Source organism: Pseudomonas rosaeacicularis (assembly GCF_057128745.1).
On record NZ_JBSKHT010000018.1, the window covers coordinates 1 to 19,971 of the forward strand.

Sequence of the window (19,971 nt, forward strand, 5' to 3'; positions counted from 1 at the left end):
TCGAAATCATGCCGGCTGCGCAGGATGCTTTCGACGATTTCCGGCACCGACTGATGCTGGTAAATGCGGAACTGCCGACCGCGCTCCAGCAACGCCAGACGCGGCTGCAACGTGATTTCGTAACGCGCTTCGTCGTTTGATCCGGACAGGCGTTTGAAGCCAGTCACGACGCCGTGCAACGTGCGCAACGGCGGAATGATTTTGCCGAGGTCCCAAGGCATCAGCGGCGGCAAATCATGGGGCGCGGCATGCAGGCTGAAATCGGCTTGGCGTCTGAGCATGTCCGAGGCAGCGATATCATGGTCGCTGGAGGTGAATTCGATGCGGTATTTGAACGGCTGGCTGAGCTGTTCTTCGCCGTCGAAGGCCAGCACGTCGAGCGTTGCTTCGAGGCCGCGAACAGTGAGGGTGTGGCGGCTGTGGTCGAAGAACGTGCGCAGTGGGTTGAGCATACTCAAGCCTCCTTGGCTCTATGCATAAACAGGCTGATGTTTAAATGAATAAACATTTAAACATTCACACAGATAATAAACTCAATACGAAACGTGGGCTTGAGCCGCTCTAAATAAAAGAACTGCGCCCATTAAACAGAGTGTTTAATTAATGCTTTAATGATTCGAATCGATAGTTCCGACTTACTGACTGGCTGATAGTCTGCACCCTAGGCCAGTACAAGCCGCAATTCCAGCCCGAAACCATTATCAGGAAAGTTCTGCATAACTTAACGGATAACTCCTACAGAGCGATCCAGACGTGGCAGGGTCAATTGCAACTTCATCGAAATGATCAAAGGCAGTGAAACCGAGATTGCCAAGTATTTATTAGAGAGCGGGCATGTCAGTGAGAGCGGGCATCGCTAGCAAATCTGAAAACTACAAGTCCAAAATGTCGCTGCGACGAACCCTAAAAACCTCAGTCCAACACCCGCCGCAACAAATACGTATCCATGATCCACCCCTTACGCGCTCGAGCAGCTTCGCGGGCCTGCTTTATCTGTTCGCTGACCTCGCTCAGCTTTCCGCTGATGAGGATTTCGTCCGGCGTGCCCAGATACGCACCCCAGTAAATATGTAAATCCTCACCGACAAACCGCTCGAAGGTGCAATGCGCGTCCAGCATCACCACCACATTATCGATCTCCACGCCCTGCCCCTTCGCCAGTTGTCGGCCAGTGGTGATGTGGATCGGTTCGCCGATACGATTGAGCGGGATTCGGTGCTGAGCCACCAGCGCTTGAACGCTGGTAATGCCGGGGATGACTTCGTAGTCGAAGCGCTGCTCGCCACGCTCAAGCACCCGGTCCAGGATCCGTAGCGTGCTGTCATACAGCGCCGGGTCGCCCCACACCAGAAATGCCCCGGTCTCGCCTTCCCCGACCTCCTCGGCAATCAATCGCTCAAACAGCACCGCACGCTGCTCGTGCCAGGTTTCAATCCCGGCGCGGTAGGAAGCAGGATCGTCTTTGCGCTGGGGGTCCTGCACTTGCATCAGGCGATAGTCGCTGCCCTCGATGTAGCGCTCGCAGATGTCTTTCCTCAGGCGCAGCAATTCATCGTTGGCGTAGTCCTTGTCGAGGATGAAGAACACCTGCGTGCGATTCAGCGCCTTGATCGCCTGCACTGTGATGTGCTCGGGATTGCCGGCGCCGATGCCGATGAGGAGGATCTGTTTCATTGGGCAACACTTCCAAAATAGCACTGTTAATGCTCGATCTGGATAGTGGACAGCTTACGCCGTGGATGCAAAGACAACGGATTGACTCTATCCCCATACAGGTATAATTTCGCCCATGTCATATGGATTTGATAAGCCACTTTTCTGGGTAGCAAGCAGCAGGAAGGATCTCATAGCGATGCCCGCGCAAGTACAGGAGTCATTCGGTTACGCGCTTTATCTGGCACAGATCGGTGATAAGCATCCTCAAAGCAAGCCGCTCAAAGGGTTTGGCCATGCGGGGGTACTCGAGATAGTAGAAGACTTACAGGGCAACACTTATCGGGCGGTCTACACGCTGCGCTTTGCAAACGCCGTCTATGTCCTGCATTGCTTCCAGAAGAAATCCAACAGACAAATTCAAACGCCGCTGCCCGACATTGCGCTGATAAAAGCGCGATACTTGGCCGCAGAAGCACACTCTAAAGGATTGACAGATGACTGAAATCGAACAGGGCAGCGGCAATGTCTATGCCGATCTGGGCACGGCAGACGCGGGTGAAATGCGGGTCAAGGCGCAGTTGGCAGCCGAGATCGGCAGTATCTTGAGAGACCGGCGTCTAACTCAGGTTCAAGCCGCTGAAATCCTCGCCATGCCGCAGCCTAAAGTTTCGGAAATGCTACGCGGCAGGTTCCGAGGCATCAGCGAATCGAAAATGATCGATTGCCTGGCGCGGCTGGGACGGGATGTACAGATCGTGGTCAAGGCCGCGCCGAAGTCTCGCGCCGAAGGCAAGGTCGAAGTGGTGTTCGCATAAACAGGGGGTAGTCATGTGGCGATGAAGAAATCCAGAACAATCCGGCCCGACTACAATGCCCCCCAAAAATAGTGCACATTACCCCCAACGCCACCCTTTTCTCCCGGCACCCGCATGACCAAAACAACAAGAGTCACCGACCCATCCTATGAGCTGATGGACGACCACAACGGTCTGTCGATCATCTACCGCGAGCACGGGTTTCCCTGTCCGCTGGTGCGCTGGCATTTTCACAAGGAATACGAGCTGCACTTGATCACTGCCAGCTCCGGCAAGGTGTTCGTCGGGGATTACATCGGCAATTTCTACCCCGGCACATTGTTTCTCACCGGTCCGAATCTGCCGCACAACTGGATCAGCCAGATCGAAGAAGATGAAGTCGTGCCCAAGCGCGACATGCTGGTGAACTTCACCGATGACCTGCTCGAAAGCGGCAATCAGGTATTCGCCGAGTTGCGCACCCTGACGCCGCTGCTGGAGCGGGCGCAGTACGGCATTGAATTTCGTTGCCAGCGCACCATCCGCCAAGCGAGTCGGCTGATGCAGAAAATCGCCCAGTCCAATGGCATGACCCGGCTGGGGCACTTTTTCATACTGCTGGAGTTGCTGGCGGCGAGCGATGATTTCCAGTTGCTGTCCGGCACCACCGCGCCGCAAATGGCCGACGAACACAGCGTCGATCGCACCAACAAGGCCGTGGATTACATCTTTGCCCACTACGCACGGGAGTTGCCGCTCGAAGAAGTGGCCGAGTATCTGGGCATGAAGCCGACATATTTCTCCCGCGTCTTCAAACAGGCCACAGGTCGTTGTTTTATCGAATTCGTCAACCGGCTGCGCATCAGCAAGTCCTGCGAACTGCTGGCTGACGGCGATAAACCGGTAACAGACGTGTGTTTCGAGTCCGGTTTCAACAACATTTCCAACTTCAATCGGCGCTTCCAGCAGCTCAAGGGCATGACCCCGTCACACTACCGGCGCCTTGCCGTTCAGCGAATGACCGAGCAAAACCTGTACTGATCCACCCCGCTTTCTTCTCCTTCAACTACGCTGGAAACGCACTGCGCCATGCCGGGGCGTGGTTTTGGCGTGCTGCCGCGTGAACTAGCAGTGCAAAATAGTATCAGTTCAAGTGCGTCGCAGGATTTGTCATCGTCCGTGCGGACCGTTGTAATCAACTGACATTCTTTCGGGCATCACGGAAGAACAAAAAAAACAATAACCGAGCTTCTGCCGTTCAACGGACGCAGAAGAGGAGTGACAAATGAAGACCTCTGCAAAAGTGTTGCTTGCTGGTACCTGTCTGACTCTCTCCCTGACTCTCCCCAACGCCGCCAGCGCCGGCGACGTGACCATCGCCACGGTCAACAACAGCGACATGATCCGCATGCAGCGGCTGTCCAAAACCTTCGAAGAACAGCATCCCGATATCAAACTCAAGTGGGTCGTCCTGGAAGAGAACGTCCTGCGTCAACGCCTGACCACCGACATCGCCACCAAGGGCGGGCAGTTCGATGTGCTGACCATCGGCATGTACGAAGCGTCACTGTGGGGTGCCAAAGGCTGGCTGCAAGAGCAGAAAGATTTGCCAGCGTCCTACGCGCTGGATGACGTTTTCCCTTCAGTGCGTGACGGCCTGTCCGTCGATGGCAAGCTGTTCGCCCTGCCTTTCTACGCCGAAAGCTCGATCACCTACTACCGCACCGACCTGTTCAAGGCCGCAGGCCTGACCATGCCGGAGCGTCCAACCTGGACGCAGATCTCCGAGTTCGCTGACAAGCTCACCGACAAATCCAAAGAGCAATACGGCATCTGCCTGCGCGGTAAAGCCGGTTGGGGCGAGAACATGGCGCTGATCAGCACCGTGGCCAACTCCTTCGGCGCCCGTTGGTTCGACGAGCAGTGGAAACCGCAGTTCGACCAGCCGGAATGGAAGAACGCGCTGAACTACTACGTCAACGTGATGAAGAAGAATGGCCCGCCCGGCGCCTCCAGCAACGGCTTCAACGAAAACCTGGCGCTGTTCAACAGCGGCAAGTGCGCGATCTGGGTCGATGCCAGTGTTGCCGGCTCGTTCGTGACCGACAAAACCCAGAGCAAAGTGGCTGACAACGTCGGCTTCACCTACGCCCCGCACGAAGTCACCGACAAAGGCTCGGCCTGGTTGTATTCGTGGGCTCTGGCGATTCCGACCAGCGCGAAAAATCAGAAAGACGCCCAGGCGTTCACCCAGTGGGCGACCTCCAAAGAGTACGCGGCGCTGGTTGCCGAGAAAGACGGCGTATCCAACGTGCCGCCTGGCACTCGCGCATCGACCTACACCGACGCCTACAAAAAGGCCGCGCCGTTTGCCAATATCACTCTGGAATCGCTGAAAGCCGTGACGCCTAAAGCGCCAACGCTCAAGCCTGTGCCGTACGTCGGCATCCAGTTGGTGACCATTCCTGAGTTCCAGGCGATTGGTACTTCGGTGGGCCAGCAGTTCTCCGCTGCACTGGTCGGCACCAGCACCGTGGATGCCGCGTTGAGCAACGCGCAGACCGCCACCGAACGCGACATGAAGCGAGCGGGTTACCCGAAAAAGGGCTGACATTTAGTCAGCACAGGTCCCGGTATCCGGGGGCAACTCGCCCCTGGGTACACCGCTCAAGCTTATGCCCCGGTTCGGAGTTACCATGAATACCTCAACCCTCCCCCCTCGCGTGGAATCTGCCAGCGACAAACCGCAGGCCAAAGGCAGCGTGACCAAGCCCGGCTGGTTTCTGGTCAGCCCTTCAGTGCTGCTGTTGCTGATCTGGATGGTCGTGCCGCTGGGCATGACTATTTATTTCTCGCTGATTCGCTACAACCTGCTCAATCCGGGCGAAGAAGAATTCGTCGGCCTGGAGAACTTCCAGTATTTCGTCACCGACAGCGGTTTCCTGCCCGGCGCGACCAATACCATTCTGCTGGTGGGCAGCGTGCTGCTGATCAGCGTGGTCCTCGGCGTGCTGATTTCCGCGCTGCTGGAGGCCAGTGAATTTTTTGGCCGTGGCATCGTGCGCGTGCTGTTGATTTCACCGTTTTTCATCATGCCCACGGTCAGCGCGCTGATCTGGAAGAACCTGATTTTCCATCCGGTGTCGGGGATTCTCGCCTCGGTGTGGAAGTTTTTCGGCGCCCAGCCCATCGACTGGCTGGCCAATTACCCCTTGCTGTCGATCATCATCATCGTGTCCTGGCAGTGGCTGCCTTTCGCGATTCTGATTTTGATGACCGCCATGCAGTCGCTGGACCAGGAACAAAAGGAAGCCGCCAGGCTCGATGGCGCCGGCCCGATTGCGATCTTCTGGCACCTGACGCTGCCGCACCTGGCGCGTCCGATTGCCGTGGTGGTGATGATTGAAACCATCTTCCTGCTTTCAGTGTTCGCGGAAATCTTCACCACCACCAACGGCGGTCCGGGTTTCGCGTCAACCAATCTGGCGTACCTGATCTACAACCAGGCGCTGCTGCAATTCGACGTGGGCATGGCGTCCGCTGGCGGTTTGATCGCCGTGGTCATCGCCAACATTGCCGCCATCATCCTGATTCGGATGATCGGCAAAAACCTCACCGACAAGTCCTGAGGGCCGGATCATGATGACGCTCAAACAATCCCGCCGCTTGCAAAGCCTGCTGCTCGGCACCTTGTCGTGGCTGATCGCGGCGCTGATCTTCTTCCCGATTTTCTGGATGGTCCTGACCAGCTTCAAGACCGAGATCGACGCCTTCGCCACGCCGCCGCAATTCATCTTCACGCCCACGCTGGAAAACTACCTGCACATTCAGGAGCGCAGCGATTACTTCCACTTTGCATGGAACTCGGTGCTGATTTCATTCAGCGCCACAGCGCTGGCGTTATTGATCGCGGTGCCGGCGGCTTACTCCATGGCGTTCTTCGAAACCAAGCGCACCAAAAGCACGCTGCTGTGGATGCTTTCCACCAAGATGCTGCCGCCGGTGGGCGTGCTGATGCCGATCTACCTGCTGGCCAAGACCTTTGGCCTGCTGGATTCGCGCATCGCGCTGATCGTGATCTACACGCTGATCAACCTGCCGATTGTGGTGTGGATGATTTACACCTACTTCAAGGACATCCCCGGCGAGATCCTCGAGGCTTCGCGGCTGGATGGAGCGAGTACCCGTCAGGAGATTTTCAAGGTGCTGATCCCGATCTGCAAAGGCGGCCTGGCATCGACCGCGCTGCTGTCGCTGATTCTGTGCTGGAACGAGGCCTTCTGGTCGCTGAACCTGACCTCGTCCAACGCCGCACCGCTGACCGCACTGATCGCTTCCTACTCAAGCCCTGAAGGTTTGTTCTGGGCCAAGTTGTCCGCCGTGTCGACGCTTGCGTGTGCGCCGATTCTGATTTTCGGCTGGATCAGCCAGAAACAACTGGTACGCGGGCTGTCGTTTGGTGCCGTGAAATGAAAAACGCAGCTTGCGAATTTGATTCTGGCCACAGGCCGTAGGAGCTGACGAGCACCGGAGAGGCTGCGATGCGGTACACCTGACACACCGTAATCGAAGCCCCGGACGGGCTCGTCAGCTCCTGCAGAAAAGCGTCCATTCGAACATTTAAGAATAAAACTGGAGCCCCACATGGCTAACCTGACTATCAGAAATCTGCAAAAAGGCTTCGACGGCCACCAGATCATCAAAGGCATCGACCTGGACGTTAAAGACCGTGAATTCGTGGTCTTCGTCGGCCCGTCGGGCTGCGGCAAATCCACGCTACTGCGCTTGATCGCCGGGCTTGAAGACGTGACCTCCGGGACCATCGAACTCGATGGGCGCGACATCACCCAAGTCACCCCGGCCAAACGTGATCTGGCGATGGTGTTCCAGACCTACGCTCTGTACCCGCACATGACCGTCGGCAAAAACCTGTCCTTCGCCCTGGACCTGGCCGGTGGCGACAAGGCCGAAATCAAGCGCAAGGTCGACGAAGCCGCGCGCATTCTTGAACTCGGTCCGTTGCTGGAACGCAAGCCCAAGCAACTGTCCGGTGGTCAGCGTCAGCGCGTCGCAATCGGTCGCGCCATCGTGCGTAACCCGAAAATCTTTCTGTTCGACGAACCGCTGTCCAACCTCGACGCGGCGCTACGTGTGCAGACCCGTCTTGAGCTGTCGCGTCTGCATAAAGAGCTGCAAGCGACGATGATCTACGTGACCCACGATCAGGTCGAAGCCATGACGTTGGCCGACAAAGTGGTGGTGCTCAACGGCGGCAAGGTGGAACAGGTCGGCTCGCCGCTGGAGCTGTATCACCACCCGGCCAACCTGTTCGTCGCAGGCTTTCTCGGCACACCGAAAATGGGCTTTCTCAAGGGCAAGGTCAGCGCGGTGCATGCTGCCGGATGCGAAGTGACGCTGGACGCCGGCACCACCATCAGCCTGCCGTTCACCAACGCGCAACAGAGCGTCGGCGATGCCGTCACCCTCGGCATTCGCCCGGAGCACTTGAATCTGGCCAAAGACGGCGATTGCCTGCTGACCGTGATTGCCGATGTCAGCGAGCGTCTGGGCAGCGACACCTATTGCCACGTCCGCACCCAGGCCGGCGAATCCCTGACCATGCGTATCCGCGGTGATCTGGCGAGCCAGTACGGCGAGACCCTGAAACTGCACCTGGATAGCGCTCATTGCCATTTGTTCGACGCCCAAGGCCAGGTCATCACCAAGGCCCTGCAGGCTGCCGCTTGATTCAAAGCGCGTGAACGCCCTTGCGCCGCACCCTTTTTGAGATTGAAGTCATGAAACTGAACAAGCAGAACCTGTCCCAACTCGACCCCAGCGTCGTGCTGCCGTCCTATACGCTGGATCAGCGCCGTCAGGGCATCGCCCACATCGGCGTCGGCGGCTTTCACCGCGCGCACCAAGCGTTTTATACCGATGCGCTGATGAACCTCGGCGCCAAAGACAACACCGGCGAAGGCCTGGACTGGGCGATTTGCGGCGTCAGCCTGCGCGAAGAAGACCGCAGCAATTTCGAAGCACTGAAAAGCCAGGATTTCCTGTTCACGCTGTTCGAGCTGGGCGACACCCCGGACACTGAAACCCGCATCATCGGTGCCATGGACCAGATGCTGATGTCCACCGACAGCGACATCGCATTGATCGACAAACTGGCGAGCCCCGACATTCGCATCGTCTCGCTGACCATCACCGAGGGCGGCTATTGCATCGATGACAGCACCGGCGAATTCATGAGCCAGCTGCCGCAGATCCAGCATGACCTGGCGCACCCCGCCACACCGAAAACAGTGTTCGGCTACCTGTGCGCCGCGCTCACCCGTCGCCGCGCCGAAGGCACGCCCGCTTTCACGCTGATGTCCTGCGATAACCTGCCACACAACGGCGGCGTGACCCGCAAAGCGCTGCTGGCCTTCGCCAAACTGCGCGACGCCGAACTGCATGACTGGATCGCTGAAAACGTCAGCTTTCCTAATGCCATGGTCGATCGCATTACGCCGATGACCAGCACCGCCCACCGCCTGCAACTGCATGACGAGAAAGGCATCGACGACGCCTGGCCGGTGGTCTGCGAACCGTTCGTGCAATGGGTGCTGGAAGACAAGTTCGTCAATGGCCGCCCTGCGTGGGAAAAGGTCGGCGTGCAGTTCACTGACGACGTCACGCCCTACGAAGAAATGAAGATCAAGCTGCTCAACGGCAGCCATCTGGCGCTGACGTATCTGGGTGCGCTAAAGGGCTATCGCTTCGTTCACGAAACCATGAACGATCCGCTGTTCGTCGAGTACATCCGCACCTACATGGACCGCGACGTCACCCCGCAATTGCCGTCGGTGCCGGGCATCGACCTGGAAAGCTACAAGGACACGCTGATCGAGCGTTTCTCCAACCAGGCCATCGCCGACCAGCTGGAGCGCGTGTGCTCGGACGGCTCGTCGAAATTTCCGAAATTCACTGTGCCGACCATCAACCGCTTGATTCTCGACGAAGGCAATCTGGACCGCGCCTCGTTGGTCGTTGCTGCCTGGGCGCTTTACCTGCAAGGCACCGAAGGTGAAAACGGCGTGGCCTACAAGATCGTCGACCCCCGCGCTGACTTCTGCATAGCCTTGGTCGCTGATGACGTGCTGATCACCCAACGGCTGCTGGAAGTGGAAGAAATATTCGGCGCGGCGATTCCGAAATCCGCCGAATTCGTGGCGTCGTTCGAAAAGAACCTGAACAGCCTGAAACAACTGGGCGTCAGCAAAACCCTGGAAAAACTGTTGGGCAAACACGCCTGAGGTGAGCATGTTTCTCGGAATCGATTGCGGTACACAAGGCACAAAAGCCATCGTCCTCGATGCCGTCAATGGCAAGGTGCTCGGCGAAGGATCAGGCGCGCACCACATGATCAGCGGCGCCCACGGGCGTCGTGAGCAAGATGTTCAAGAGTGGCTGAATGCGTTCGAGTCAGCCACCGCCGCTGCGCTGAAACAGGCCGGGATTTCGGGCTCGCAGATTCTGGGCATCGGCGTTTCCGGCCAGCAACACGGGCTGGTGATGATCGACGAACTGGGGCATGTACTGCGCCCGGCGAAGCTGTGGTGCGACACCGAGTCGGCGCCGGAAAACGACCGATTGCTGGAATATCTGGGGGGCGAAGCCGGTTCGCTTGAGCGTCTGGGCATCGCCATTGCGCCGGGTTATACCGTGTCGAAACTGCTGTGGACCAAGGAGCAGTTCCCGGAGCTGTTCGCACGCATCGACAAGATTCTGCTGCCCCACGACTTTCTCAATTACTGGCTCACCGGGCGCTGCTGCAGCGACTACGGCGACTCGTCCGGCACCGGTTATTTCAACGTGCGCACCCGCGAGTGGGATCTGGACATTCTCAACCACATCGATCCGAGCGGTCGTTTGGTCAACGCGCTGCCCACGTTGCTGGAAGCTGATCAGCCAGTGGGGCAGATTCTGCCGGCCATTGCCGAACGTCTTGGGCTCAACCCCGAAGCTATCGTTTCCAGCGGCGGCGGCGACAACATGATGGGCGCCATCGGCACCGGCAACATCGCGCCGGGGTTGATCACCATGAGTCTGGGTTCGTCGGGGACGGTGTATGCGTTTGCCGATGAAGCCAGCGTCAGCGAGCAACCGTCAGTGGCAGCGTTTTGTTCATCGTCCGGCGGCTGGCTGCCGCTGATCTGCACCATGAACCTGACCAACGCGACCGGGGCGATTCGTGAACTGTTTGCGCTGGATATCGCCGCGTTCAATCAGGCAGTGAATGCTGCTCCGATCGGCGCGCAAGGGGTGCTGATGTTGCCGTTCCTCAATGGCGAGCGAGTACCGGCCCTGCCCCATGCCACCGGCAGCATTCTCGGTCTGGACAGCACCAATCTGAGCCAGGCCAATTTGTGTCGTGCGGTGGTGGAAGGCACGACATTCGGTCTGCGTTATGGCTTGGACTTGCTGCGTGACAGCGGCATCAAAAGCGCGAACATTCGCCTGATCGGCGGCGGTGCAAAAAGCGCGGTGTGGCGGCAGATCGTCGCTGACATCATGGACACCCCGGTCATCTGCACCACCGGCAGTGAAGCGGCGGCACTGGGCGCAGCGATTCAGGCGGCGTGGTGTCAGTCCCGGGAAAGTGGCGAAGGCCAGTCGTTGCAGGCATTGTGCGAGCGTTGCGTAAGCCTTGAGCCGAGCAGCGAAACATTGCCGATTGCTGCCAATGTCGCCGCATATCACAACGTTTATCAGCACTATCGCAATCAATTGCAGGGCGTCTGATAGCCCTTAACGGAGCACCTATGTATCTCGTCTGTGGCGAAGCACTGTTCGATTTTTTCAGTCAGCCGGACAGCAGCGGTCAGAGCAACAAACTGGGCTTTCAGGCGATTGCCGGTGGCTCGCCGTTCAACGTCGCCGTGGGCTTGCGGCGGCTGGGCGTTGAGGCGGGTTTCTTCGCCGGGATCTCTACCGATTATCTGGGCCGCAGGCTGGCCACGGTGTTGAAAGAGGAAGGCGTGCGCGATGACTTTCTGGTGCACATCGACGCGCCGACTACCTTGGCGATGGTGGCGGTCGGCGCCGATGGTTCACCGCATTACAGCTTTCGCGGCGAAGGTTGCGCGGACCGTATGCTGAGCGTCGAGCAGTTGCCGGTGCTGGACGACAGCGTGCGGGGTCTGCACGTAGGGTCGTTTTCGCTGGTGGTGCAGCCGGTGGCCGATGCGCTGCTGACGCTGGTTCGGCGCGAAAGCGGCAAGCGCTTGATCACCTTCGACCCCAACGTGCGCCTGAACCCGGCACCGAGCATTGAGCTGTGGCGCAGTCAGGTGAGCAAGTTTGCCGAGCATGCGCACATCATCAAAGTCAGCGATGAGGATTTGAGCTTGCTGTACCCCGACACCGACGCTGAGTCAGTCGCCAAAGGCTGGCTCAAGGACAACTGCCAACTGGTGATCATGACCCGTGGCCGTCAGGGCGCGAGCATCTTCACCCGTGACAAAGGCAGCTGGTCGGTGCCCGCGCGTGAAGTCATCACCGCCGATACCGTGGGTGCCGGCGATACCTTCCAGGCGGCGTTGATCACCTTTCTCACTGAACGCGGACTGGACACCCCTGCCAGCCTGCCTGGGCTTGACCGCGACTCCCTGACCGAAATGCTCAATTTCGCCGTTGCCGCCGCGGCCGTGACTTGCACGCGAGTGGGGCCGGACTTGCCGTATCGCAATCAGGTGGTCTAATCGCAAACACGCTTTTGTAGGAGCGAACTTGTTCGCGAGATGCCGTACCTGATTCGCCACAGAATCGTCTCGCCAACAAGTTGGCTCCTACAGAAATGCAATGGATCAGACAAACCGGATCGTTCGTTATATCGCTCAATCGAGCGCAACCCCCGCGCCGTCGGCGGCTTTGAGTTCCGACATGTCAGCCCGCTACGCCATTGCCGTTGAGGCAACCCCTCAAGCCATTTCCGCCTTGGCCATCGCAATCTTGGCCTTGATCTCCTGCTGGGCGATCTCGGCTTTTGCCTGGGTCAGGTCGGCAACCTTCTTGTCGACGGCCGCTTTCTCTTCGGGGGACATGGCCTCGTATTCTTCCTTGCTGACGCCGGTTAATTGCTGACGGGCTTTTTCAGCATCGGTCTGGTTCATGTAGGCCAGAAAATCATCCTTGGCCGAACCCACGCTGCTCGCGGCGTCCTTGTTGGCACTGGCTGACAACGCGTCCACGCTGTCCGAAGTGCCTGACGCCACGCTGTCGGTCGTCGCCACTTGCTTGTCAGCGCCAGCCATCATCGAAGACGCTGCGGCCGCTTGCGGGTCGATAGCGTTTTCGGTGGTGCTGGCCATCGCCGACTTCAGGTTGACCATCATCTTGGCGAACGCTTCGTCGTAGGTTGGCTCACCCTGACTGCCGCTTTGGGCCGACGTGTCATCGCTGCTGGAGACGGGTGCTACAGGCACGGTCGTCATGGCGGCGCTGGCAAACGCGTCCTTGTCACTGGTGTCGAGGGTCGTGTGGGCGACGGCCTTCGAAACGATATGCTGGAGGGCACTGCTGCCGATAATCATCTTTCACCTCCTGTTGTGGTTGTCGATGCATCGGGTGTACTTAGCAAGACCGGTGCCACATTGCCCTAAGTGCTTCAAACCCCCGCCGCTGCTGGCTGCAGATGCCAGACCCTGCGCGGAGTCGGCGAAATACCGGCACTGCGTTGCCGAGAGCGGCAGGCGCTGGCCGCCGGGTGGGTAGGCTTGCCGCTGCGGTGGCATCAGCCGTACTACGGGAGAAGGAACGCCGTGGCATCAAACGACTCCACTGTGGCAGACCCTGATTGGGCTTTACCGTTGAGAATCGCCATGACCTTCACCGACACTGACATCGAACGCGACATTCTGGGATTGCTGGTAGACCGAAGCCCGGCGTCCTCGATCTGCCCTTCCGACGTGGCCCGTGCCCTGACTGGCGAAGAAGCCGAGTGGCGAGCCCTGATGCCTCAGGTGCGCGAAGTGGCAAATCGGATGGCGACTGATGGAGTTATCCGGGTGACCCAAGGCGACAGTGAAGTCACGATCGACGAACACCTGCGCGGGCCGATCCGATTGCGCCGTGGCGATCGGTTCCCGTAATCGATCGTTCCCACGCTCCGCGTCCCCGGTGACGCAGAGCGTCACGGGATGCATTCCCACGCGGAGCGTGAGGAACGATCAGCGAACCCGGGCAACGATCTATCACCGCAAATCCGCGTCTGCCCGAAGGGCGTAGGAGTCCGGCTTGCCGACGATGGGCTGCGCAGCGTCCCTGAAATCAGACGCCTAATAGCGCCGATCACCGTTCGCTCTCACCCCAACGAACTCAAATCCAGTTTTTCCTGCGGCAGCGGCACGGAGAAGTAGTAGCCCTGGGCCTGTCCCGCGCCCATTTCCCGAAGCAGTTCCAGGGTGGCTGCGTCTTCCACGCCTTCGGCCACCACGGTCAGGCCCAGAGATTCAGCCATGCGCACGATGGCGCGCACGATGGCTCGGCTGCGCGAACTGGTGGTCAGTTCGAGGGTGAAGGACTTATCGATTTTCAAGCCGGTGAAGTGATACTGGTGCACGTAACTGAGGGACGAAAACCCTGCGCCGAAATCATCGAGCACCACTGACACACCGTTGTCGGCCAAGTGCTTCATGGCCCGGCGCGCCAGATCCGGCTCGGCCACCAGTGCGCCTTCGGTCAACTCCAGACAAATGCGCGACGGCTGCACCCCATGCAACTCCAGCAGACCCAGCACCTCGCTGGAAAACTCCGGCCGCGTGATGCTGTAGCTCGAGCAATTCACATGCACCGTGGGCCAGTGCGCGTGATCGGGCTGCGCAAGGATCGCCACCACGCTCTGCAGCATGTAGAAATCCAGACGGCCGATCAGCCGCAACCCTTCCAGCGCTGGCAGAAACTGGCCTGGCGCAACGACTCGTCCATCCGGCTGCCGCCAGCGAATCAGCGCCTCAAGGGCAAGGATCCTGCCGCTCTCGACATCAATGATCGGCTGGAAATACGGCAGCAACTCGTCCGTACGTTTGAGCGCATTACGCAGCGCGCTCTCCTGCTCCATCTGGTCGGAAACCTCGCGCCGCACTTCCTGGTTGAAGACCGCATAACTGTCGCGTCCGGCATTTTTGACCCGATACATTGCGGTGTCAGCGTCGCGTAGCAAGTCGGCGGGCTCGCTGTGAAACTGCCGGTCGGCCCCCACCACGCCGATGCTGCAAGAGGAAAACACCGCATGGACGCCGATGAAAAACGGCAGGTCGAACGCCTCCAGAATGCGTTCGGCAATTTCCACGGTGACATCCGGCGGCGCGCCGTAGGCCAGTACTGCAAATTCATCGCCACCCAGGCGCGCGAGCAGATCGCTGTCGCGCATGCAGCTGCGCAACCGGTCGGCGGCCTGCACCAATAATTGGTCGCCGGAATGATGCCCGAGGCTGTCATTGACCATCTTGAAACGGTCCAGGTCGATGAACATCACCACCAGCTCCTGCCCCAGGTCGCAGAACGACTCCCACGCCGTGCGCAGTTTTTGCTGCAAGTGGCTGCGGTTCGGAAGGCCGGTCAGGGAATCGTGGGAGTTTTCGTGTTGCAGTTTGGCATTGGCAAAGTCCAGTTCGCGAGTGCGCTCCTCCACTCGGGCTTCGAGCCGCAGATTGGCGGTATGAATCGCTTCCGCCGCAGTGCGCCGCGAAAGCGCCGTGTCGATGTGCCGTGAGACAAACGTCAACAGGTCCTGGTCGCGCAGCGTGTAACTGACGTGGTTCGAATAACTCTGCACCGCCAACACACCGCGCACGGTGTCGCCTTCGAACAGCGGAATGCCCAGCCAGGAGCAGGACCGGTTGACGTCGTTTTGCAGGGTGATTTCGCCGAGGCTTTCCAGGCGCCGCGCTTCGTAACTGTCGATCAGGCACGGACGGCGCTGACGAATAACGTATTCGGTGAATCCGCGCTCACCGCGCCGAGGGTCCGGACGCTCTGTCAGCCGTTCATCAACGTAATACGGGAAGGTCACCTCGCCGGTGGCGTCGTCGAACAGTGCGATATAGAAGTTAAGCGCAACCAGCAACTCACCCACGATGCCGTGAAGGCTGCGAAACAGCTCAGCCATGTCTCCGGGCTGGCTGGACAGTTCAGCGATCTGAAACAACGCGCTTTGCAAATGTTCGGCGCGTTCGCGGTCGGCCACTTCGCTGCGCAGGGCATCATTGAGGCGTGACAGCTCGGCCGTGCGCCGGGCCACCGTTTCTTCCAGATGAGCACGGTGCAGAATCCGGTCCAGCGCCATGGCCACGTGCCGTGCGACCACCAGAAACAACTCGCGATCCTCGACGCTGTAGACCCGCGACACGTCGTAGACCTGCATCGCCAGCATGCCGAACACATCGTCGGAAGCGTTTTTCAACGGCGCCCCCATCCAGAACTCAGGACGATGCCCAACGCAGTAAAAGCGCTCATGCACCTGAGCCTGCTGGATGTCCGCCGCGTTGACGAACAGCGGCTGCTCGGTGGTGAGCACATACCCGGTCATGGACATGTGCTCATGATCCAGATACTCGTAGGTCTCAGCTTCCAGCGCGTCAGCGTCGGTGATGTCGATGTAATACGGATAAGTGATCTTGCCGCTCTGGCTTTCGTAGAGCGCCAGATAGAAATTCTCGGCGTCGATCAGAGTCGCCAACTGCTGGTGCACACCGTGCAGGAACTCCGAACGATCCCGGGTGGAACTGGCCAGATAGGTGATCTCGTAAAGTACGCGCTGGGTGGCCTGCGCACGCGCCAATGCGTCGGTTTGCAAGTGCAAGCCCAGTTGCGCGGCCAGTTCGCCTAGTCGCGGCTCGCCCGCATGCGGTTCTGAGGTGATCAGCCAACCCAGTACGCTTTCGCCCTGCCCGGTTGGCAAGCGATGCAGATCCAGCTCGTCGCAGAACCCGTCGAAGGCATCCCGAGCGATGAGCTTCGGCCAGGTGATCGATGGGTCGCCCTGCCCCAACAGATGCATGTGCTCCCCTGCGCGGTACGCCGCCCAATTGAGGGTGGGCGCCGCGTTCTGAGTGGCGCGCAATATGCACTCGATGGTGTCGTCGCGCAGGCCTGGCACTGCCGCAAAACCGGTCTCGGTGACGACCGCATCCGACGCGCCTCTGCTGGGGTTCAATGGTCGTCGATCAGGGTTCAAGACAGGGGAATTCATGGGCGCTCCATTGCCAACGTGCGACAGGCCTATCTTTATGGAGTGTGACGGATTGTTGCAAGCGGCATATTGCCAGTTACAGCCTATAAACGACGATATGGTCGCTTTTGTACGACTAACTGACCGTTTCAATAGCGCTTGCAGTTATATGTCGGCCGACGAACCGCAAAGTGAATGTTTTTCAGCCTTCCAATAGCGGACTAGGCTCATCAGGCTCGTAGGAGTCTGTCTTGTGTATTAATGACCTTTTGCAGCTCAAGCGTGTCACTCAATGCTGACGCACTTTTTCTTTCTGCCTCTGTGGAGATAATTGCAATGAGCAAGACGTACAGCTATGCCGCGCAAGATCCCAAAGACACGCTCAAGCCTTTCGTGATCGAGCGCCGCGCGCCCGGTGCCGATGACGTGCAGATCGACATTCTGTACTGCGGCGTCTGCCACTCGGACCTGCACACCGCGCGCAACGAGTGGAACAACACGCTTTACCCGTCCGTGCCGGGGCATGAAATCGTCGGTCGTGTAACCGCCGTTGGCGCCAGCGTCAAGGGTTTCAAGGTTGGCGACCTGGCGGGCGTCGGCTGCATGGTCGACAGTTGCCAGCACTGCGCCTCCTGCGCTGAAGGCGAAGAGCAGTACTGCGAAAACGGCTTCACTGGTACCTACAACGGGCCGGTATTCGGAGGCGAAAACACCTTCGGCGGTTACTCCGACAGCATCGTGGTCAAGGAAAAATTCGTGCTGCGCATCAGCCACGGCGAAGGTGCCAATCTGGCCGCCGTTGCGCCGCTGTTGTGCGCCGGCATCACCACCTACTCGCCGCTGCATCACTGGAAGGTCGGCCCCGGCAAAAAGGTCGGTATCGTCGGCCTCGGCGGCCTGGGCCACATGGGCGTGAAAATCGCACATGCCATGGGCGCTCATGTGGTGCTGTTTACCACCTCGCCGAACAAGCGTGAAGACGGCCTGCGCCTGGGCGCCGACGAAGTGATCGTGTCGAAGAACCCGGATGAAATGGCGACGCAGGCCAACAGCCTGGACTTCATTCTCAACACCGTTGCCGCGCCCCACGATCTGGATGCATTTCTCAACCTGCTCAAGCGTGACGGCACCATGACCCTGGTCGGCGCACCGGATCACCCGCACCCATCGCCGTCAGTGTTCAACCTGATCTTCAAACGCCGTAGCCTGGCGGGTTCGCTGATTGGTGGCATTCAGGAAACCCAGGAAATGCTCGATTTCTGTGCCAGGCACGGCATCGTTTCGGACATCGAAATCATCGCCATGAAGGACATCAACGAGTCCTATGAGCGCATGCAAAAAGGCGACGTCAAATATCGCTTCGTCATCGACATGGCCACGCTGAAACAGGAAGCGTCCGCCGCTTGATCATCAGTCCGGGCTGCTTGAGCAGGTAAGTAGCCCGGTCTGTGTGAATCACGTCGGCCATTCATGAGAATAACTACACAGTCCATTCACTTATTTACATGAATGCGCACGCAATCTTTTCGCTACTGTCTTGGGTTTGACGATTGCCAACCGCATCAACCTGCATGCCTCTCTGCTGCTCGCCCACCGTCGGGCTCAGGGGTCGATTCAACGCTGACGAGGAGCCCGAAAACATGACCGATCAGCCTGAAAAAAAAACCGAACCTGCGAGCGGCGACCTGACCGATTTCACCGTGCCGTCACGCCGCAACTTTCTTAAATCGATTGGGGTTTCCAGCCTTGCTGCTGCGACAGCCCCGGTATGGATGCAAGCCATTGAAGCCCAGGCCGCCGTCGCTGATGATACCGACGCCCCAGCCAAGGACGAGCGCCGCATGACGCTCAAGGTCAATGGCCAGACCCACACGCTTAACCTGCCGGCCAACGCAGCGTTGCTCGACGTATTGCGCGACCGCCTGCAACTGACCGGCACCAAGAAAGGCTGCGACCACGGCCAATGCGGCGCCTGCACCATTCACGTCAACGGGGTTGCGATCAACTCGTGCCTGTCGCTGGCAGCCATGCACGAAGGTGACGAGATCACCACCATCGAAGGCCTGGCAAAAAACGGTAAATTGCACCCCGTTCAAGAGGCGTTCTGGGAACACGACGCCTATCAGTGCGGTTACTGCACCTCGGGGCAAATCATGAGCGCCGTCGCCGTGTTGCAAGACAAAACCATCGGCAAGGACGACCACAGCGTACGCGAGGCCATGAGCGGCAACATTTGCCGCTGCGGCGCGTACAAAAACATTCTGTCGGCGATGCAGTCGGCACGGATCAAGCTGCAGGAGGTGACCTGATGAGAGCCTTTGATTATGTCCGCGCCGGCAGCGTCGAGCAGGCCGTGACCACGCACTCCAAAAGCCAGTCGGCGTTCTTCCTCGCAGGCGGCACCACCCTCCTTGATCTGGTCAAACTCGACGTGATGCCTGCCGATCAGGTGATCGACGTCAACCACCTGTCCCTCAAGCAGATCGAAGTACAAAGCGATGGCAGCGTGCGCATTGGTGCCTTGGTGACCAACACCACGCTGGCCAACCACGAGCACATCGTCAGCCATTATTCGGTGCTGTCCCAAGCGCTTTTGTCAGGCGCCACCACGCAACTGCGCAATAAAGCAACGACGGCGGGCAACGTGATGCAGCGCGTGCGTTGCAATTACTTTCGTGACGGCATTTCGCCGTGCAACAAGCGCGAACCGGGTTCGGGTTGCGCGGCGATTGACGGTCATAACCGCAGCGTGCACGCGGTGCTGGGTACCAGCGATCAATGCATCGCCAGCCACCCCTCGGACATGTGCGTGGCCATGGCGGCCATTGGCGCCAGCGTCGAAGTGCAAGGGCCCAAGGGCAAGCGCAGCATTGACTTTCTCGACTTTCACTTGCTGCCTGGATCGACCCCCTGGAAGGAACATGCCCTGCAGGATGACGAGCTGATCACCCATGTGGTGCTGAACGCGCCGATGCCCAATAGCAAATCGGGCTATCTGAAGCTGCGTGATCGCGCCTCGTATCAGTTTGCGTTGGCCTCCAGCGCCGTGATTCTGGTGATGGATGGCGACACCGTGCGTGACGCGCGCATCGCCATGGGCGGCGTGGGTACCAAACCGTGGCGTGCGCTGGATGCCGAACGTGCGCTCAAGGGCGTGACGCTGACCCAGCAGAACATGGAAAAAGCCGCCGCTATCGCAATGCAGGGCGCCAAGCCTTACAGCCACAACGCCTACAAGATTCCATTGGGGCAACAGGCGATCATTCGCAACCTCACCACCCTGACCGCCTGACAGGAGCAAGC

The 19,971-nt window shown here is 59.0% G+C and carries 18 protein-coding genes; 14 read left to right on the forward strand and 4 right to left on the reverse strand.

Features of this window, described 5'->3' with window-relative positions:
* The coding region (locus ACWKWM_RS22245) for a contractile injection system protein, VgrG/Pvc8 family (RefSeq protein WP_483848210.1) at positions 1 to 452 on the reverse strand (452 nt) is incomplete at its 3' end.
* Positions 453 to 912: 460 nt separating this feature from the next.
* Positions 913 to 1,674, reverse strand: coding sequence for a precorrin-6A synthase (deacetylating) (gene cobF / locus ACWKWM_RS22250; protein WP_483848211.1), 762 nt, complete (start codon positions 1,672 to 1,674; stop codon positions 913 to 915).
* Between the two features lie 115 nt (positions 1,675 to 1,789).
* Between cobF and ACWKWM_RS22255 the strand changes: the two genes are divergently transcribed.
* The 10 genes from ACWKWM_RS22255 to ACWKWM_RS22300 all read left to right on the forward strand — a co-directional run bounded on the left by ACWKWM_RS22255 (position 1,790) and on the right by ACWKWM_RS22300 (position 12,199).
* A complete protein-coding gene (locus ACWKWM_RS22255) occupies positions 1,790 to 2,158 on the forward strand; it encodes a type II toxin-antitoxin system RelE/ParE family toxin (protein WP_483848212.1) in 369 nt (122 codons plus the stop codon).
* On the forward strand, positions 2,151 to 2,471 hold the full coding sequence (locus ACWKWM_RS22260; RefSeq protein WP_483848213.1) for a helix-turn-helix domain-containing protein: 321 nt from the start codon (positions 2,151 to 2,153) through the stop codon (positions 2,469 to 2,471). The genes ACWKWM_RS22255 and ACWKWM_RS22260 overlap by 8 nt, the downstream gene beginning before the upstream one ends.
* Positions 2,472 to 2,585: 114 nt before the next feature.
* On the forward strand, positions 2,586 to 3,491 hold the full coding sequence (locus tag ACWKWM_RS22265) for an AraC family transcriptional regulator (protein ID WP_483848214.1): 906 nt from the start codon (positions 2,586 to 2,588) through the stop codon (positions 3,489 to 3,491).
* Positions 3,492 to 3,735: 244 nt separating this feature from the next.
* Positions 3,736 to 5,061 carry an ABC transporter substrate-binding protein gene (locus ACWKWM_RS22270; protein ID WP_483848215.1) on the forward strand — a complete coding sequence of 442 codons (1,326 nt, stop codon included), beginning with the start codon at positions 3,736 to 3,738 and terminating at the stop codon, positions 5,059 to 5,061.
* 85 nt (positions 5,062 to 5,146) lie between these two features.
* Positions 5,147 to 6,079, forward strand: a complete 933-nt coding sequence (locus ACWKWM_RS22275; RefSeq protein WP_483848216.1) for a carbohydrate ABC transporter permease — start codon at positions 5,147 to 5,149, stop codon at positions 6,077 to 6,079.
* Between the two features lie 10 nt (positions 6,080 to 6,089).
* Positions 6,090 to 6,923: a carbohydrate ABC transporter permease gene (locus ACWKWM_RS22280; RefSeq protein WP_483848217.1), complete on the forward strand. Its 834-nt coding sequence runs from the start codon at positions 6,090 to 6,092 to the stop codon at positions 6,921 to 6,923.
* Positions 6,924 to 7,094: 171 nt separating this feature from the next.
* Positions 7,095 to 8,198: an ABC transporter ATP-binding protein gene (locus ACWKWM_RS22285; protein ID WP_483848218.1), complete on the forward strand. Its 1,104-nt coding sequence runs from the start codon at positions 7,095 to 7,097 to the stop codon at positions 8,196 to 8,198.
* A gap of 50 nt (positions 8,199 to 8,248) precedes the next feature.
* Positions 8,249 to 9,751, forward strand: a complete 1,503-nt coding sequence (locus tag ACWKWM_RS22290) for a mannitol dehydrogenase family protein (RefSeq protein ID WP_483848219.1) — start codon at positions 8,249 to 8,251, stop codon at positions 9,749 to 9,751.
* A 7-nt stretch (positions 9,752 to 9,758) separates the two neighbouring features.
* Positions 9,759 to 11,240 (forward strand): xylulokinase, encoded by a 1,482-nt coding sequence (gene xylB, locus ACWKWM_RS22295; RefSeq protein WP_483848220.1) that lies wholly within the window; start codon positions 9,759 to 9,761, stop codon positions 11,238 to 11,240.
* Positions 11,241 to 11,260: 20 nt separating this feature from the next.
* On the forward strand, positions 11,261 to 12,199 hold the full coding sequence (locus ACWKWM_RS22300) for a carbohydrate kinase family protein (RefSeq protein WP_483848221.1): 939 nt from the start codon (positions 11,261 to 11,263) through the stop codon (positions 12,197 to 12,199).
* A gap of 219 nt (positions 12,200 to 12,418) precedes the next feature.
* Here the strand turns inward: ACWKWM_RS22300 and ACWKWM_RS22305 are convergent, their stop codons facing one another.
* A complete protein-coding gene (locus ACWKWM_RS22305; RefSeq protein WP_483848222.1) occupies positions 12,419 to 13,030 on the reverse strand; it encodes a hypothetical protein in 612 nt (203 codons plus the stop codon).
* A 228-nt stretch (positions 13,031 to 13,258) separates the two neighbouring features.
* Here ACWKWM_RS22305 and ACWKWM_RS22310 point away from each other — a divergent pair, with 228 nt between their 5' ends.
* Complete coding sequence (locus tag ACWKWM_RS22310) at positions 13,259 to 13,588, forward strand: DUF3253 domain-containing protein (protein WP_483848223.1); 330 nt, start codon at positions 13,259 to 13,261, stop codon at positions 13,586 to 13,588.
* Between the two features lie 212 nt (positions 13,589 to 13,800).
* Here ACWKWM_RS22310 and ACWKWM_RS22315 read toward each other — a convergent pair whose 3' ends face one another.
* The gene (locus tag ACWKWM_RS22315; protein ID WP_483848224.1) at positions 13,801 to 16,689 is read right to left on the reverse strand and encodes a sensor domain-containing phosphodiesterase; all 2,889 of its coding nucleotides are present in this window, start codon (positions 16,687 to 16,689) and stop codon (positions 13,801 to 13,803) included.
* A gap of 315 nt (positions 16,690 to 17,004) precedes the next feature.
* Here ACWKWM_RS22315 and ACWKWM_RS22320 point away from each other — a divergent pair, with 315 nt between their 5' ends.
* From ACWKWM_RS22320 to ACWKWM_RS22330, 3 genes are all read left to right on the forward strand, one after another.
* Positions 17,005 to 18,075, forward strand: a complete 1,071-nt coding sequence (locus ACWKWM_RS22320; protein WP_483848225.1) for an NAD(P)-dependent alcohol dehydrogenase — start codon at positions 17,005 to 17,007, stop codon at positions 18,073 to 18,075.
* A gap of 233 nt (positions 18,076 to 18,308) precedes the next feature.
* Complete coding sequence (locus ACWKWM_RS22325) at positions 18,309 to 18,977, forward strand: (2Fe-2S)-binding protein (protein WP_483848226.1); 669 nt, start codon at positions 18,309 to 18,311, stop codon at positions 18,975 to 18,977.
* Positions 18,977 to 19,960 carry an FAD binding domain-containing protein gene (locus ACWKWM_RS22330; RefSeq protein ID WP_483848227.1) on the forward strand — a complete coding sequence of 328 codons (984 nt, stop codon included), beginning with the start codon at positions 18,977 to 18,979 and terminating at the stop codon, positions 19,958 to 19,960. Before ACWKWM_RS22325 ends, ACWKWM_RS22330 begins: the two co-directional genes overlap by 1 nt.
* The last annotated feature ends 11 nt before the right edge of the window (positions 19,961 to 19,971 follow it).

Bases quoted from the DNA above. Each gene is read 5' to 3' on its own strand.
- cobF (WP_483848211.1), bottom strand. From the start codon at position 1,674: ATGAAACAGATCCTCCTCATCGGCATCGGCGCCGGCAATCCCGAGCAC.
- ACWKWM_RS22255 (WP_483848212.1), top strand. From the start codon at position 1,790: ATGTCATATGGATTTGATAAGCCACTTTTCTGGGTAGCAAGCAGCAGG.
- ACWKWM_RS22260 (WP_483848213.1), top strand. From the start codon at position 2,151: ATGACTGAAATCGAACAGGGCAGCGGCAATGTCTATGCCGATCTGGGC.
- ACWKWM_RS22265 (WP_483848214.1), top strand. From the start codon at position 2,586: ATGACCAAAACAACAAGAGTCACCGACCCATCCTATGAGCTGATGGAC.
- ACWKWM_RS22270 (WP_483848215.1), top strand. From the start codon at position 3,736: ATGAAGACCTCTGCAAAAGTGTTGCTTGCTGGTACCTGTCTGACTCTC.
- ACWKWM_RS22275 (WP_483848216.1), top strand. From the start codon at position 5,147: ATGAATACCTCAACCCTCCCCCCTCGCGTGGAATCTGCCAGCGACAAA.
- ACWKWM_RS22280 (WP_483848217.1), top strand. From the start codon at position 6,090: ATGATGACGCTCAAACAATCCCGCCGCTTGCAAAGCCTGCTGCTCGGC.
- ACWKWM_RS22285 (WP_483848218.1), top strand. From the start codon at position 7,095: ATGGCTAACCTGACTATCAGAAATCTGCAAAAAGGCTTCGACGGCCAC.
- ACWKWM_RS22290 (WP_483848219.1), top strand. From the start codon at position 8,249: ATGAAACTGAACAAGCAGAACCTGTCCCAACTCGACCCCAGCGTCGTG.
- xylB (WP_483848220.1), top strand. From the start codon at position 9,759: ATGTTTCTCGGAATCGATTGCGGTACACAAGGCACAAAAGCCATCGTC.
- ACWKWM_RS22300 (WP_483848221.1), top strand. From the start codon at position 11,261: ATGTATCTCGTCTGTGGCGAAGCACTGTTCGATTTTTTCAGTCAGCCG.
- ACWKWM_RS22305 (WP_483848222.1), bottom strand. From the start codon at position 13,030: ATGATTATCGGCAGCAGTGCCCTCCAGCATATCGTTTCGAAGGCCGTC.
- ACWKWM_RS22315 (WP_483848224.1), bottom strand. From the start codon at position 16,689: ATGAATTCCCCTGTCTTGAACCCTGATCGACGACCATTGAACCCCAGC.
- ACWKWM_RS22320 (WP_483848225.1), top strand. From the start codon at position 17,005: ATGAGCAAGACGTACAGCTATGCCGCGCAAGATCCCAAAGACACGCTC.
- ACWKWM_RS22325 (WP_483848226.1), top strand. From the start codon at position 18,309: ATGACCGATCAGCCTGAAAAAAAAACCGAACCTGCGAGCGGCGACCTG.
- ACWKWM_RS22330 (WP_483848227.1), top strand. From the start codon at position 18,977: ATGAGAGCCTTTGATTATGTCCGCGCCGGCAGCGTCGAGCAGGCCGTG.